Source organism: Kitasatospora sp. MY 5-36 (genome assembly GCF_001182915.1).
In the GTDB taxonomy this organism is placed as follows: Bacteria; Actinomycetota; Actinomycetes; order Streptomycetales; family Streptomycetaceae; genus Kitasatospora.
Window position 1 is genome coordinate 1 of record NZ_LFVW01000162.1, and the last position, 13,003, is coordinate 13,003.

The 13,003-nt window shown below is 73.7% G+C and carries 14 protein-coding genes; 3 read left to right on the forward strand and 11 right to left on the reverse strand.

The window, feature by feature from the left end:
* Positions 1 to 50: 50 nt before the first annotated feature.
* Positions 51 to 422 carry a hypothetical protein gene (locus tag AE652_RS12200; RefSeq protein WP_159028431.1) on the reverse strand — a complete coding sequence of 124 codons (372 nt, stop codon included), beginning with the start codon at positions 420 to 422 and terminating at the stop codon, positions 51 to 53.
* A gap of 187 nt (positions 423 to 609) precedes the next feature.
* Here AE652_RS12200 and AE652_RS12205 point away from each other — a divergent pair, with 187 nt between their 5' ends.
* The 3 genes from AE652_RS12205 to AE652_RS12215 are packed head-to-tail and all read left to right on the forward strand — an operon-like array spanning position 610 to position 1,989.
* The gene (locus tag AE652_RS12205) at positions 610 to 1,185 is read left to right on the forward strand and encodes a hypothetical protein (RefSeq protein ID WP_159028432.1); all 576 of its coding nucleotides are present in this window, start codon (positions 610 to 612) and stop codon (positions 1,183 to 1,185) included.
* Positions 1,182 to 1,685: a hypothetical protein gene (locus tag AE652_RS12210; RefSeq protein ID WP_049651320.1), complete on the forward strand. Its 504-nt coding sequence runs from the start codon at positions 1,182 to 1,184 to the stop codon at positions 1,683 to 1,685. Before AE652_RS12205 ends, AE652_RS12210 begins: the two co-directional genes overlap by 4 nt.
* Complete coding sequence (locus AE652_RS12215) at positions 1,675 to 1,989, forward strand: hypothetical protein (RefSeq protein WP_159028433.1); 315 nt, start codon at positions 1,675 to 1,677, stop codon at positions 1,987 to 1,989. The genes AE652_RS12210 and AE652_RS12215 overlap by 11 nt, the downstream gene beginning before the upstream one ends.
* A gap of 39 nt (positions 1,990 to 2,028) precedes the next feature.
* Here the strand turns inward: AE652_RS12215 and AE652_RS12220 are convergent, their stop codons facing one another.
* The 10 genes from AE652_RS12220 to AE652_RS12260 all read right to left on the reverse strand — a co-directional run.
* Positions 2,029 to 2,496: a nuclear transport factor 2 family protein gene (locus AE652_RS12220; RefSeq protein ID WP_049651322.1), complete on the reverse strand. Its 468-nt coding sequence runs from the start codon at positions 2,494 to 2,496 to the stop codon at positions 2,029 to 2,031.
* A 114-nt stretch (positions 2,497 to 2,610) separates the two neighbouring features.
* Positions 2,611 to 3,246: a TetR/AcrR family transcriptional regulator gene (locus AE652_RS12225; protein ID WP_082345675.1), complete on the reverse strand. Its 636-nt coding sequence runs from the start codon at positions 3,244 to 3,246 to the stop codon at positions 2,611 to 2,613.
* 79 nt (positions 3,247 to 3,325) lie between these two features.
* Positions 3,326 to 4,936, reverse strand: coding sequence for a benzoylformate decarboxylase (gene mdlC, locus AE652_RS12230; protein WP_049651323.1), 1,611 nt, complete (start codon positions 4,934 to 4,936; stop codon positions 3,326 to 3,328).
* Positions 4,937 to 5,080: 144 nt separating this feature from the next.
* The gene (locus AE652_RS12235; protein WP_049651324.1) at positions 5,081 to 5,917 is read right to left on the reverse strand and encodes an alpha/beta fold hydrolase; all 837 of its coding nucleotides are present in this window, start codon (positions 5,915 to 5,917) and stop codon (positions 5,081 to 5,083) included.
* Between the two features lie 132 nt (positions 5,918 to 6,049).
* Complete coding sequence (locus AE652_RS12240; protein ID WP_049651325.1) at positions 6,050 to 7,321, reverse strand: MFS transporter; 1,272 nt, start codon at positions 7,319 to 7,321, stop codon at positions 6,050 to 6,052.
* Positions 7,314 to 8,513, reverse strand: coding sequence for a cytochrome P450 (locus tag AE652_RS12245; RefSeq protein WP_049651326.1), 1,200 nt, complete (start codon positions 8,511 to 8,513; stop codon positions 7,314 to 7,316). Before AE652_RS12245 ends, AE652_RS12240 begins: the two co-directional genes overlap by 8 nt.
* A 47-nt stretch (positions 8,514 to 8,560) precedes the next feature.
* Positions 8,561 to 9,277: a DUF5825 family protein gene (locus AE652_RS12250; protein ID WP_199823081.1), complete on the reverse strand. Its 717-nt coding sequence runs from the start codon at positions 9,275 to 9,277 to the stop codon at positions 8,561 to 8,563.
* The gene (locus tag AE652_RS12255; protein WP_049651329.1) at positions 9,258 to 11,171 is read right to left on the reverse strand and encodes a RiPP maturation radical SAM C-methyltransferase; all 1,914 of its coding nucleotides are present in this window, start codon (positions 11,169 to 11,171) and stop codon (positions 9,258 to 9,260) included. The genes AE652_RS12250 and AE652_RS12255 overlap by 20 nt, the downstream gene beginning before the upstream one ends.
* 92 nt (positions 11,172 to 11,263) lie before the next feature.
* The gene (locus AE652_RS47355; protein ID WP_181970410.1) at positions 11,264 to 11,422 is read right to left on the reverse strand and encodes a hypothetical protein; all 159 of its coding nucleotides are present in this window, start codon (positions 11,420 to 11,422) and stop codon (positions 11,264 to 11,266) included.
* The coding region (locus AE652_RS12260; protein WP_159028434.1) for a S9 family peptidase at positions 11,419 to 13,003 on the reverse strand (1,585 nt) is incomplete at its 5' end. The genes AE652_RS47355 and AE652_RS12260, both read right to left, overlap by 4 nt.

A 13,003-nucleotide genomic window follows, 5' to 3' on the forward strand; every position in this document is an offset into this window, starting at 1 on the left:
CACGAAGGCGGTGTCGCCCGCACTGAAACCGGCCGGCATCGGTGGCGGACTCAGCCGAGCCGGGTGCCGGTGCTCCGGTGGATCGCCGTCTTCCCGGACTCCACCGTGCCGTGCGCGGCGCGGACCGAGTCGCGCAGCAGCTCCAGTCGGTGGGGGCCGGGGGCGGCGCCCAGGGCGGTGAGCACGCCGAGCGCGGTGTCGGTCGCCTGGCGCGCGGTCCGCAGGATCGCGGTGCGCTCCTGGTCGTCGTCCTCGCCGAGGCTGTGCAGCGCCGCCGCCGCCTCCGCCAGGTGGGCGGCCACGCCGTGGACCGTCGGCGGGTGCGGATGCCGCCGGGCGGCCTGCCCGTGCGGCCACAGGTGGCAGCGCACCCGCAGCGACCGGGAGTGGCGGTCATGAGCAGGGTCAAGGTGCGTACTCATCGCGAAGCTCCTCGGGATCTCCTGGGGACGGCCCCCTGCTCCACCGGAATGCTAAGGCGGCTCCTCGATCGGCGCCCGCCGGGGAGGCCGGGGCGGAGGCGTGCGGAGCACCGGCCGGACACCTCATTGGGTAACCTTGAGATTACGGACAGATTTCGGAAAGGTAAACCACTATGGGGTGATCGTGATGCCTCCCCTCCCAACCTCCTCCCCTTCCCTGACCGCCTCCTCCTCCCTGGCCGCGACGCCGACGACCACGCCCCGAGCGGGGCCGCTGCGCCTGTTCGTCCGCCAGCCGTTGACCCGTTCCGGCCCGGGCGACCGGGACGTGGTGCAGAGCGTGGTCGACCTGGCCACCGACCCAGGGGTGGCGAGCGGCCCGGTGACCCTGCTGCCCTACCCCGCCGCCCAGCACGCGGGGACGTTCAAGGAAGCCTTCACCGAGGAGACCGGCCTGGCGTTCACGCCTGCGGCGTTCCGCGCCTGGCGGCTGGGCCTGCTCGACAGCGCCCACGCGATGCTGGTGGTGCGCACCGAGCTGAGCGAGTCCGGCGCCTACGAGGTGGCCTACAACGTCCACGCCGGGCCCCGGCTGCCCGTCTTCTTCGCCGTCCACGCCTCCTGCCCGATCAGGACGACCCTCCTGCAGGACCTGGCCCCGCTGGTGGACGCCCGCTACCACTCCTTCACCCGCGCCGGGGAACTGGCCGGGCCGCTGCACTCGTTCCTGGTCGCCGCCCGCCGAAGGGGACGGTCGGCATGATCTCGCTCGCCTCCCGCCCCGCGTCCGGCGGCCACCCCCGGGAGGTGGCGGAGTGGGACGCACGGCGCCACCTCGGGTGCGCGGCGCGAATGCTCCAGGTGCCCGACACGGCCTGGCCGCAGCAGCAGGACGCGGCCTGGGCCACCCTCCGGGAGGCCGTCCGCACCGCCCTGTCCGCGCTGGCCGCGGCCAGGGTGCCGCCCGGACCGCGCCGCCTGGTCCTGCTGCGCGAGACCGTCGGCGGCGCCCGCGCGACGGGGCTCTCGGCCCACATGGCCGTCTACCAGCAGCAGGCCGCCACCGCCCGCCCCGGAGCGGGCGAGACCGCGCTTCGGCACCATCCGGCGGGAGTCCGCGCCGAGCGGCGCCCTTCCGCTCCTCCGCCGCCCGGAGCGGACCCGAGGATCATCGGGACGAGGGCCGGCGCCCGGCCGCGCGGGGGACCTGCCGTCGATCACCCGGTGGTACGTCGTGTGGTGTACTGCGGCGGTGAGCACTGAGTACGAACTTGGTCGGGCCGTGGCCAGCCGTGAGCTGGTCTTCACCGCTCCGGACGGGACGAGGGTGCCGGTGCTGGTGGAGGTCGGGGCGCCGTCCCGCGACCCGGAGGGGCCGGACTGGTACTGCCCGTACCGGATCACCGGGCACCCCGGCATCGCCGACCGCGTGACGGCGATCTTCGGCGTCGACTCGTTGCAGGCGCTGCAGCTCGCCCTCACCTGCCTCCCCGACGAGTTGAGCGACGCGGCCGGGCTGACCTTCCTGGGCGGGACGGACCTGATGCTGGGGAGCGGCGGTTCGTGAGGGCGGAAGCCTGACGGATCGGGGGCCGGGCCCGGGCGGTCAGGACGGTGGGGCCGCCGAGGAGGCGACGGCGGCGGCGAAGTCGGGGTGCACGCCGAGTTGGGCGAGCATGACGCTGAGCCCGACGTAGCAGTTGAACTCCTTGACCTTCCCGTTCTCGACGTACCAGAAGTCGGCGGTGGGGATGCCGAGTCGGGCGCCGGGCGCCCGGACGGTGCCGGCGGGCGTCTCGAAGGGGCCGGTGACGGTGCCCTCGATCGTCAGCTCGACGGCGACCACGTCGCCGATGACGTGGACCCGGTGGAGTTCGCGGTGGATGTCGGGTGCCAGGGCTGCCATGAAGACGACCTGGTCGCCGAGGTGTTCGCCGCGGTAGCTCTCGCCCGCGAGGACGTTGTTGAACACCCCGTCCTCGGCGAACCTGTCGATGAAGCCCGGTACGTCGAGGACGTGGCCCTCGGCCGCGTGGTAGGCGGCCCGCACCACGGCTTCCGCGTCGGTGGTCATCGCACTTCCCCTTCCATGAAAGCAATCAAATGCTTGCTTGAAATTATGGGAGCGTCATGGCGAGTGGTCAAGCATTTGCTTGAATGGTTCTGGTCGGACGGGGGTCCGTGCAGGTCAGCCGGGGTACGGCTGCCCGTGGAACACGCCGGTCAGGACGGGCAGCAGCTGCCGCTCGATCCGTTCGGCGGGCTCGCTGGCCAGCTCGGCGCCGATGGGGGCCAGGGCGAGCCAGTTCAGCAGGCCGGCGGCGCAGCGGGTGCGGAAGACGAGTTCCCGCTCGTCGACACCGGGCAGGTGGGCCGCCAGGACGCGGACGGCGTCCTGGCGGGCCCGTTCGAACTTGCCGCTCAGGCGGTCCCAGCCCTGGGGTGGATCGATGCCGACCCGGGCGACGGTGCGCATCACGGCCAGTTCCGGTCCGCCGGCGGCCAGTGCCCTGATCATCGGCCGGGCGAACGCCGCCGCGAGCTCCTGGAGGGTCGCGTCGGGGCCGAGCGGGTCGAGCGCCTGGATCTGGGCGTCCAGGTACCGCTCCAGCGCCTGCTCGATCGCGGCGTCGCAGAGCGCCCTCAGTGAACCGAAGTGGTAGCTGACCGCGGCGACGTTGGCCCCGGCGCGGTCGGTGACGTCGCGGAGCTTCACGCCGTCCTGGCCGCGTTCCGCCAGGAGGTCCAGGGCGGCGGCCAGCAGGCCGTCCCGGGTGCGCCGGCCGGTCTCCCGGCGCTGGTCCGTCTTCTCTGCCCGTGCCATGGTCCGGACTCAAGCAGGGGCTCGCGATGATTGTCAAGCGACTGATTGAGTTCCCGCCGCCCGGGCCCGGCCGCACCCCCTACAGCGTGGCGGGTTGGGGTTGGGTGGGGACGACGATGACGGTGGTGGTGTCGGCGGTCAGGGCCGTGGTGAACTCCCGTTCCAGGTCCTCGGTCGTCTCTACGTCGACGGCGTGGCAGCCGAAGCCGCGGGCGAGTGAGGCGATGTCGAGGCCGGGGAGGTCGAGTGCGGGGACGCCGGGGGTGTCCTCCAGTCGGGCGAAGGACTTGAGGATCGCGTACTCGTGGTTGCGCATGACCACGTAGACGATCGGGAGGCGGTGCCGGGCCGCGGTGTAGAGGGCCTGGACGCAGTACTGGAAGGAGCCGTCGCCGATCAGGCCGACCACCGGGCGGCGCACTCCGCGCTCCCGGTCGGCGAGCGCGATGCCCACGGCGGCGGGGACGGCCCAGCCGATGCCGCCGCTGGCCGTGGAGAAGAAGGATCCGGGGCGGGTGGTGGGCAGCCATTCGAGCTGCTCGGCCATGGTCGAGGTGGACTCGTTGACGATGACGGCGTCCGGTGGGCGGACCCGGCTCAGGGCGGCGTAGACGGCGGGCGGGGGGAGCGGGAGGGTCGGGGAGGCCGACAGGACCCGGGGCCGGGGCATCGGGTCGGGGGCGGTGCGGGCCGTGCCCTCCTGGACCAGGTCCAGCAGCCCTTCGAGGGCCAGCCGGGGGTCGCCGAGCAGGCTGTCGCCGGCCCGGGCGGTGGCGGCGGCGTGCGGGTCGCCGGTGAGCTGGAGCAGGGCGGTGCCCGCGGGGAGGTAGTCGCCCGGTACGTACGGGTAGTAGCGGAAGACCTCGGCGCCGATCACGGCGACCAGGTCGTGTCCGGTCAGGCGTTCGCCGACGGCCTTGACCGACAGGCCCAGCGGGCCGGCGTAGAGCGGGTGGTCCTCCGGGAAGGAGGTGCGCTCCGCGAGCGGGGGGCCGTAGACGGTGGCGCGCAGCTTCTCGGCGAGGGCGACGGCCGCGTCCCAGCCGCCGCCGCGGTCGACCTCGGGTCCGAGGACGAGTGCGGGCCGGCGGGCGGCGGAGAGGCGTTCGGCGAAGGCCCGCAGCCGTCCGGGGTCGGGGGCCACCCGGTGGCTGACCGTCCGCACCCGGGTGAAGGCGGACAGCGGCTGCTTCCAGTCGTCCAGCGGGATCGACAGGTAGACCGGCCCGGCGGGCGGCTGGAGCGCGTGCGCGTAGGCGCGCATGACGGCCTCGGGGACGTCCTGGGCGCGGGCCGGTTCGTAGGACCACTTCACCGAGGGCAGCGGCAGCAGGGTCGCCTCGCGGTTGGCGAGGTACGGCTCGCCGATCAGCAGTTCCCGGTGCTGCTGGCCGGAGGTGACGATCAGGGGCGTGTGCGCGTGGGAGGCCGACACCAGGTTGCCCATGGCGTTGCCGGTGCCGGCCGAGGAGTGCAGGTTGACCAGCGCGGGGCGGCCGGTGACCTGGGCGAAGGCGTCGGCCATCGTGATCGCGGAGGCCTCCTGGAGGGCCAGGACGTAGTGGAAGTCCGCGGGGAAGTCCTGGAGGAACGGCTCCTCGGTGGAGCCCGGATTGCCGAAGACGGTGGTGAGGCCGAGCGTGCGCAGCAGGTCGTACGTCACGGTGCGGACGGTGGATCGCTCGGCCATGGGGGCCACCGGCTTTCCCTCGGGGGCGTCGGGGCGATTCGGCTGCGGCCGTCGCACGGCCCGACACCAGCAGGAGAGCACCGGCCCCGAGGGCCCCGCAACCGGACGGGCGGGTGCGGGGCCCTCGGGGCCGGACGGATCCGGCTACTTCGCGAGGAAGGTCAGCAGCGCCTTGTTGACCTCTTCGGCGTGGGTCCACAGCAGGCCGTGCGGTGCGCCCTCGATCTCCACGTACTCGGCGGAGGGCAGGGCCCGGTGGAACGGGCGGGCGGTGCTGTCGATGGGCAGGATGCGATCGCCGGTGCCGTGCAGGATCAGGGCCGGCACGTCGATGCGGGGGATGTCGGCGCGGAAGTCGGTGTACCAGGTGGAGGGTGCCGCGGCGGCGGCGTACCAGCCGCCGGCCGCCGCGACGTTCCAGCTGTTGCGGACGGCCTCCTCGCTGATCCGGGTGCCGAGGTTCTCGTCGAGGTTGTAGAAGTCCTGGTAGAAGGCGGTGTAGTAGGCGTACCGGTCGGCCTTCACAGCAGCCACGATGCCGTCGAAGAAGTCCTTCGGGGCCGCGCCGTCCGGGTTGTCGTCGGTCTTGAGGAGGTAGGGCTCCAGCGAGCCGAGGAAGGCCACCTTGGCGACGCGGCCGGAGCCGTACGCGGACACGTAGCGGGCGACCTCCCCGGTGCCCATCGAGAAGCCGACCAGGACGGCGTCCCGCAGGTCGAGGGTCTCCAGCAGGGTGTGGAGGTCGGCGGCGAAGGTGTCGTAGTCGTAGCCGGTGGTGGGCTGGGAGGAGCGGCCGAAGCCGCGGCGGTCGTAGGTGACGACCCGGTGGCCGGCGTCCAGCAGTGCGGCGCTCTGCCGTTCCCAGGAGTGCCCGTCCAGCGGGAACCCGTGGATGAGGACGACCGGCTGCCCGGAGCCGTGGTCCTCGTAGTAGAGCTCGACGGGGGCGGAGTTCTCCTGGCCGACGGTGACGAAAGGCATGGGCGCTTCCTTTCTCTCGGGCAGCGTCAGGGCTGCGGTGGGTCACACGCTAGGACCGGCCGGGTACGAATGGTTGCCGCTGGCGGCACCGCGTGTCGCCTGGAGCGGAACGGCACACACGGCGCGGGAGTCCTACAGCTCGCGCATCTCGCGCCTGGTCAGCGCGTATCCGAAGGCGCCGATCAGGCACAGCCCGGTCGTCGCGAACACCCACCGGCTGCCGAAGGCGTCCACCGCCGCGCCGGCCGCGATCACCGAGACCGGGAAGACCCCCAGCGCGCAGAAGGTGACGGCCGCCATGACCCGGGCCAGCAGCGCGGGCGGGGTGCTCTTCTGCACGCCGGTGACGACCAGGACGTTGGTCACCGTGCTGGCGCCGCCCGCCACGCAGAGCAGCAGGACGGCGCCGACGAGGCCGGTGAAGGGCACCAGGCCGATCGCCGCGCCCATCACCAGGCCGGAGAGCATCGCCGTGCGGCCGCGGGAGCGCACCTCGGTGAGGCCGGCCGCGAATAGGCCGCCGACCAGCGCGCCGCCGGTGAACGCGGCGAGCAGCAGGCCCAGCCCGGCGGCGCCGGCGGAGAAGCCGTGGGTGGCCAGGGCCGGCAGGGCGACCCGGGTGGCGCCGCCCACCGTCAGGTTCGCGATCGCCGTCACCGTCAGCACCGCGCGCAGCAGCGGCGATTCCCGCAGTAGGGTGCGGAAGTTCCTTGGTACGGAGGCGCGTTCGGAGATCGGGCGGGCCGGTGCGACGAGGCCGCCGCGACCGATCAGCAGCAGCGTCGCCGTGGACACGGCGAAGGTCGCCGCGTCCACGCCCAGGGCGGTGGCCGGGTTCAGCCAGGCGACCAGCGGGCCGGCCACCGCCGGGCCGAGCAGGCCGGCGCCGAAGGTGACCGTGCTGTTCAGGGCGTTGCCCGCGTGCAGGTCCTCGGCGGGCAGCAGGGCCGGGGTGATCGCCCAGGCGGCCGGCAGGAAGACCCCCGCCCCGAGGCCGACCAGCAGGGCGAGTCCGCCGATCAGCCAGAACGCGGCCGCCCCTCCTGCGGCGACCGCGCAGAGCCCGGCGGTGGCGAGCAGCCGGCCGAGGTCGGCGGTCAGCATCACCCGCCGGGCGCCGAACCGGTCGGCGAGGATCCCGCCGAGCGGGGTGGCGGCCAGCCGTCCCGCGCCGTAGGCGGCGACCACCAGGCTCAACTGGCGGGCGCCGCCGCCGAGGGAGTAGACCAGCAGCGGCAGGGCGACCACCTGGAACGCGTTGCCGAACTCCGAGGTGGCCTGGCCGATCACCAGCAGCCGGAAGCCGCGCGAGCGCAGCGGGGCGACGCCGAACCGGGGGCGGAACCGCAGCAGGCCCGAAGCGCCCGCTGTCCTCGCGCCGTCCGCCTTCGCGCCGCTAGCCATCGAGGGAGACCGGCAGCGACTCCAGGCCGCGCAGCATGATCGTGTTGCGCCAGGGCAGGGTCTCCTCCGCGGCGGCCAGCTCGATCCGCGCGAAGCGCTCCAGCAGGCCGGTCAGCGCGACCTCGCTCTCCAGCCTGCCGAGGAAGGAGCCGAGGCACCGGTGCAGGCCCTGTCCGAAGGCCAGGTGGCCCGGATCGCCCCGGTCCAGGATCAGCCGGTCGGGATCGGTGAAGCGGGCCGGGTCCCGGTTGGCCGCGCCGAGCGAGAGCAGCACCAGTTCGTCCGCCGGGATCTCCACGTCGTCGACCATCACGTCGGCGTTGGTGAACCGCAGGGTGGCCATGCTCACGGGGGACTCGTAGCGCAGGAACTCGTCGATGGCGACGGGCATCGCCGCCGGGTCGGCGCGCAGCCGGGCGAGCTGGTCGGGGTGGTGGAGCAGGGCCAGGGTGGCGGTGCCGAGCAGGTTGACGGTGGTCTCGTGACCGCCGATCAGCAGCAGGAAGACCATCGAGAACACCTCCTGCTCGGTGAGTTCGCCGGCGTCACGGGCCCGCACCAGGTCGGTCAGGACGTCCTCGCTCGGGGCGGCCCGTCGGGCCGTCATCAACTCCCGGAGGTAGTCGTTCATCTCGGCGGTGGCCTGGTCGAAGGTCATCTCGCCGCCCTGGGTGAGGATCGCCGTCGACCAGGTGCGGAAGGCGTGCATGTCCTCCGGGGGGAAGCCCAGCAGCTCGCAGATGACCATGATCGGCAGCGGGAAGGCGAAGTCCGCCACCAGGTCGGCGGTCTCCCGCCCGCGCAGCCCGTCCAGCAGGCCGCCGGCGATGCGCTCGACCATCGGCCGCATCAGGTCGACCCGCCGGCGGGTGAAGACGCCCTGGATCAGGCGGCGCAGCCGGGTGTGGTCCGGCGGGTCGCTGTTGAGCATGTGGACGACCTCGGAGCCGAGCGTCAGGCCGGAGCCCCGCCCGCTCGCGATGGCCTGGCTGCGGCGGACGTCCTGCCCGAAGCGCGGGTCCATCAGCGCCGCCCGGACGTCCTGGTAGCGCGTCACCAGGTAGACCGGCAGGCCCTCGCCGAACTCCACGACGGAGACCGCGCCGGCCTCGCGGATCCGGGCGAGGGTGGGGTAGGGGTCGCGGATGAAGGCGGACATCCGCCCGGCGGCGTCGTCGACCGCGGTGGTCATGGATCTCTCCTCGGGCTCGGAACTCTCGCGGTTACGCGGTTGCGCGGCTACACCGTCAGCGACGGGAAGGGCCAGCGGCGCACCCGCATCGGCAGGAACCAGGCGCGGCCGGCCTGTTCGGTGATCAGACCGGCCTCGGCGAAGTCCCGGTGGACGGCTTCCGGCAGCCGGCCGACCTCGACGCCCTCGGCCAGCGCGTCCACCTGCGCCAGGTGGGCCGGTTCGTCGATGGTGAACAGCTCCAGCGTCCCGAACCGGCGGTCGCGCACCTCGACGAAGCCGGGGCCGCGCCGGAAGACGCACTTGCTCGGGTAGTACGTGGCGCGCCAGTCGGCGACGACCTCCTCCGGCCCGCCGGTCAACCGCTCCGGCGGGTACAGGTGGTGGAACCGGCGCCGCGCGGCGCAGCCGTCCGTGCAGACCGCCTGCCAGAGCACGGCCAGCCCCTGCCCGGTCGCCTCGCGCAGCAGCATCAGTGCCCGTGCGGAGGCCGCGGGCGCGTCCGCGCAGAGCCGCACCGGCTCGGTCAGCCGCAGGCAGCGCACCCCGGCGCGGTGCAGCCCGGTGACCTCCTCCTGCGCCGGGCCAGGCAGGGTGCGGCGGCCGAGGGCGAAGCCCGGCAGCTCCCGGGCGGCGGGGTCGTAGTCGAGCCAGAGCTCGACCTCCGGGCCGGCCGCGCGCCAGGCGGCGTCGGTCCTTCCAGCACCGGTCCTTCCGGCGTCGTCCCGTGCGGCATCGTTCCGTTCAGCCGATCGCGACGGCATCGGGCACCTCCTCGGTGCGGGGGAGGGCGGTGGCGGGGCCGTGCCGGTGCCGCATCCGCATCAGCACCTGGTTGTCGGACTCGACGGCGACCTGGAGGTAGCCGGCCCCGTCGTGGAACAGCAGGCCCAGCGCGGTGAAGCGCTCCAGCACCGGTTCGACCGCCGCCGCCCCGCCGGGGACCTTGGCGGCCAGCGCGGCGGCCGAGCGGGGCTGGACCAGCAGCCGGAAGACGGCGAGCTCCACCGGATCGGTCAGCTCGACCACCCGCCAGTCGTACCCGGGACGGGTGTTGACGAGCACGATCCGTCCGCCCGCGTCCCGGTAGCTGAGCCGGCTGTCGGGGAACCGCGCGAGCCAGGTGTCCACCGCCGCGCCCAGCCGCTCCGCGAGCCCGCCGCCGATCCCGCGCGGCGGCGCGGTGAACACGTAGGCCAGTTCGTTGAGTTCGCTCTCCGGCAGGCGGTACGTCGCGCGGTACTGGAAGGCGGGCCGGGTGATCGCGAAGCCCAGTTCGGGGCGGTCGAAGTACGGGCTGAACCGCTCGATCGCGATCCGCCCCGCCCCGGTCGGCGGGTCCAGGTGGTGCAGGACGGGCAGTTGGCTGATCACCGACTCGTAGTCCTCCGGCTGTTCGCCCGGGAAGCCGTAGAGGTAGTTCCAGGTCACCGAGACCCCGGCGCTCTGCGCGTCCCGCAGCGCGCGGACGTTCTGGCAGCCCGTCACCCCCTTGTCCATGATCCGCAGGACCCGGGTGCTCAGGTTCTCGATGCCGGGCTGCACCTGGGCCGCGCCCGAGTCGCCGAGCAGTTGGAACTGGTGGCGGCGCAGGTTGGCCTTGATCTCGAAGTGCAGCCGCAGGTCGACCGGGAGTTCGGCCAGCGACTTCAGGACGGTGTCGAAGTAGCCCATGTCCAGGATGTTGTCGACCACGTAGACGTCCAGCAGCTGGTGGCGTTCGGCGAGCGCGAGCACCTCGGCGAGGAAGTCCGCCGGCGGCTTGGAGCGGAACTCCATCGAGGAGCCGTTGAGCCCGCAGAAGGTGCAGTGGTGCTTCTCGCCCCACCAGCAGCCCCGGGAGCCCTCGACGACCAGCTTGGGATCGACCCAGCCGGCCGCGACGGAGGTGTCGAGCCGCTCGAAGAAGCCGTCGTAGCGGGGCGCCAGGATCGCGGAGGGCGGCAGCGGGCGCCTCGTCATCGCGTTGGCCGTCGACGTCCCGGAGCCGTCGCGCCAGCACAGCCCGGGGACGGCGGAGAGGTCGCCGCCCGCCGGGAGGCCCGCCAGGAGCGCCGGGAAGGCGGCCTCGCCCTCGCCGCGCACCACGTAGTCCAGGAAGGGGAAGTTGCGGTGCAGCGCGGCGCCCTGCGGACCGTCGCAGTTCGCGCCGCCGAACACCGTGCGCACCTGCGGGCAGCGCTGCTTGAGCAGCCTCGCGGCGGCCAGGCTCGCGGTGTTCTGCTGGAAGGTGGTGGTGAAGCCGACCAGGTCCGGCGGGTCGGCGGCGAGTTCCTCGACCAGGCGGGCGATGAACGCCGGGGCGATCGCGCGGACGGCCCGGGTCAGGGCGATCTCCTGCTCGCTCGCGCCGTTGGCGGCCAGGTACTCGAAGTAGCCGGTGCTGTCGGTGCTGTTGTCGTCGCCGCCGTCGTCGCCGTACAGCGCGCCGGCGAACGCCCAGTCGCCTGCGCCCTGGAAGTAGGACTTCTCGGAGAAGTACTGGTAGTCGTCCGCGCCGAAACCCGCGGTCTCGGCGGCCCAGTCCACGAAGTCCAGGTTGGCGTACCGGACGTCGACCTGGTGGCCGGCGCGCGCGGCGGTGGTGTGCAGGATCCCGAGCGCCAGCGACGGCACGTCGATCGCGCCCCAGGGCATGTGCAGAAGAACGATACGCATGGTGGCCAGTTCCGTCGGTCGCAGGCGGTCGGTCAGGGGTGTCGGCGGGGTGTCGCTCCGGGGCACCGCGGGCGCCCCGGAGCGACGGGGGGTCACTTCTTCGCTTCCGGCTTCGGCTTCGGCTGCCCCTTCAGGGCAGGCGCGACCGGCGCGGCCTTGGTGATGTCGAGCGCGAAGTTCTGGACCACCACGGCGCCCCGGTCACGCTCCGGGGTGCTGATCGGGTCGTTCTGGATGCTGCGTCGCTTCATGGCTGTTCACCTCCTTCCATCGACTCGGCGGGAACCCCGGGGCGGTCGCCCCGGGGTGGCCGGGGGAGCGGTGGCGGCCAGGCGTGTTCGGCGAACCGGACCATCGCGGCCAGCACCGATCGGTGGTCGGCGGTCCGGCGGCTGTAGTGGCCGCCGTCCACCCAGAGCAGCTCGTGCGGCACCGCCAGCCGCCGCAGGTCCGCGGCGTACCCGGCGACCTGGTCGGGCGGGCACCGCTCGTCGGTCCGCGAGGCGACCAGCAGGACGGGCGAGCGGACCTGGTGCACGTACGTCCGCGGGTCGGCGGCTCGGTAGCGTTCGGGCACCTCGTCCGGGGTGCCGCCGAAGAGCTGCCGGTCGAGCTCGCGCAGTGCGGGGGTGGTGGTGCGGTACGTGGCGGGGTAGTCCGCGATCGGCTGCGCGGCCATGCCGAGCGACCACAGCTCGGGCTGCGCGCCCATCGCCAGCAGGGCCAGGTAGCCGCCCCAGGAGAAGCCGCACAGGCCGGTGCGCTCCGCGAGCGCCGTACCGTCGGCGACCAGCTCGGCGCGGACGGCGGCCAGGTCCTCGATCTGCGCCAGGCCGACCCGGTGGCCGTACTCGTGCTGCCAGCGGGCGCCGTAGCCGGTGGAGCCGCGGTAGTTGGTGCGCACCACCGCGTAGCCGCGGTCGACCAGGGCGTTCACCCGCGGGTCGTAGGAGTCCCGGTCGTGGGTGGCGGGGCCGCCGTGGACCAGGAAGAGGGTCGGCCACGGGCCGGGGCCGGCCGGGGTGCTGACGAAGCTGTGGATCCGCCCGTACGGCCGGGGCGTCCAGCGCCGGGTGCGGGAGGTGTCGCCGCCGTCCGGGTCGGGGCGGTCGGCCGTCGCCGTGCCGGGGCGCAGGACCAGCGGGCGGGGCGGTGTCGACTCCCGGCTCCAGACGCAGTGCAGGGTGCCGTCCGGGGCGCAGGACAGGTCGTGGATGGTGCCGCCGGGGGTGCTGATCTCCTGTACGCGCGGCTGTGCGTGCGACTGTACGCGCGACTGTACGTGTGCCTGTACGTGCGTCTGTACGCGCGTCGCCTCCTGTCCCGTCGGCGGGTCGAGCTCGGCGAGGAGGAGCCGGCTCCGCCCGGCCCGCTCGTGCTGGATCAGCACCCCGCGCGGCCCCTGGTACCAGCCGGCCGAGATCTGCGAGTCGAAGGAGAGCCCCGGGTGTCTTCGCAGGCCCGTGCTCGCCCGCCAGGTCGCGACGGTGTACCGCTCGTCCGCCTCGGCCACCAGGAGCAGCTCCGGTTCGTGCACCGCGAGCGGGTTGAACTCGATCGGCCAGAGCCGCAGTCGGCGGTTCCCGGCGAGCCGCAGCGGACCGTCCACCGGGGTGTCGTGCTGGGCGTCCGGCTGGATGTCCGTCGGCCAGAGGACCACCGAGTCGTCCCCGTCGGGGCGCCCGCCGAGGGCGAGCAGCCGGCCGTCCGGCGACAGGTCGGCCAGGCTCAGGTAGCCCGGCGCCGAACCGACCAGCCGGGCCTCGCCCGCGGGCGGTCCGACATAGCAGTGCGAGGCGCCGTCGACGCCGACGGCCACCGCCGCGAGCGCG

Excerpts from the sequence above, each read along its gene's own strand:
- AE652_RS12205 (WP_159028432.1), top strand. The coding sequence starts at position 610 with ATGCCTCCCCTCCCAACCTCCTCCCCTTCCCTGACCGCCTCCTCCTCC.
- AE652_RS12220 (WP_049651322.1), bottom strand. The coding sequence starts at position 2,496 with ATGACCACCGACGCGGAAGCCGTGGTGCGGGCCGCCTACCACGCGGCC.
- AE652_RS12200 (WP_159028431.1), bottom strand. The coding sequence starts at position 422 with ATGAGTACGCACCTTGACCCTGCTCATGACCGCCACTCCCGGTCGCTG.
- mdlC (WP_049651323.1), bottom strand. The coding sequence starts at position 4,936 with ATGGCCGAGCGATCCACCGTCCGCACCGTGACGTACGACCTGCTGCGC.
- AE652_RS12210 (WP_049651320.1), top strand. The coding sequence starts at position 1,182 with ATGATCTCGCTCGCCTCCCGCCCCGCGTCCGGCGGCCACCCCCGGGAG.
- AE652_RS12240 (WP_049651325.1), bottom strand. The coding sequence starts at position 7,321 with ATGGCTAGCGGCGCGAAGGCGGACGGCGCGAGGACAGCGGGCGCTTCG.
- AE652_RS47355 (WP_181970410.1), bottom strand. The coding sequence starts at position 11,422 with ATGAAGCGACGCAGCATCCAGAACGACCCGATCAGCACCCCGGAGCGT.
- AE652_RS12245 (WP_049651326.1), bottom strand. The coding sequence starts at position 8,513 with ATGACCACCGCGGTCGACGACGCCGCCGGGCGGATGTCCGCCTTCATC.
- AE652_RS12235 (WP_049651324.1), bottom strand. The coding sequence starts at position 5,917 with ATGCCTTTCGTCACCGTCGGCCAGGAGAACTCCGCCCCCGTCGAGCTC.
- AE652_RS12255 (WP_049651329.1), bottom strand. The coding sequence starts at position 11,171 with ATGCGTATCGTTCTTCTGCACATGCCCTGGGGCGCGATCGACGTGCCG.
- AE652_RS12250 (WP_199823081.1), bottom strand. The coding sequence starts at position 9,277 with ATGCCGTCGCGATCGGCTGAACGGAACGATGCCGCACGGGACGACGCC.
- AE652_RS12225 (WP_082345675.1), bottom strand. The coding sequence starts at position 3,246 with ATGGCACGGGCAGAGAAGACGGACCAGCGCCGGGAGACCGGCCGGCGC.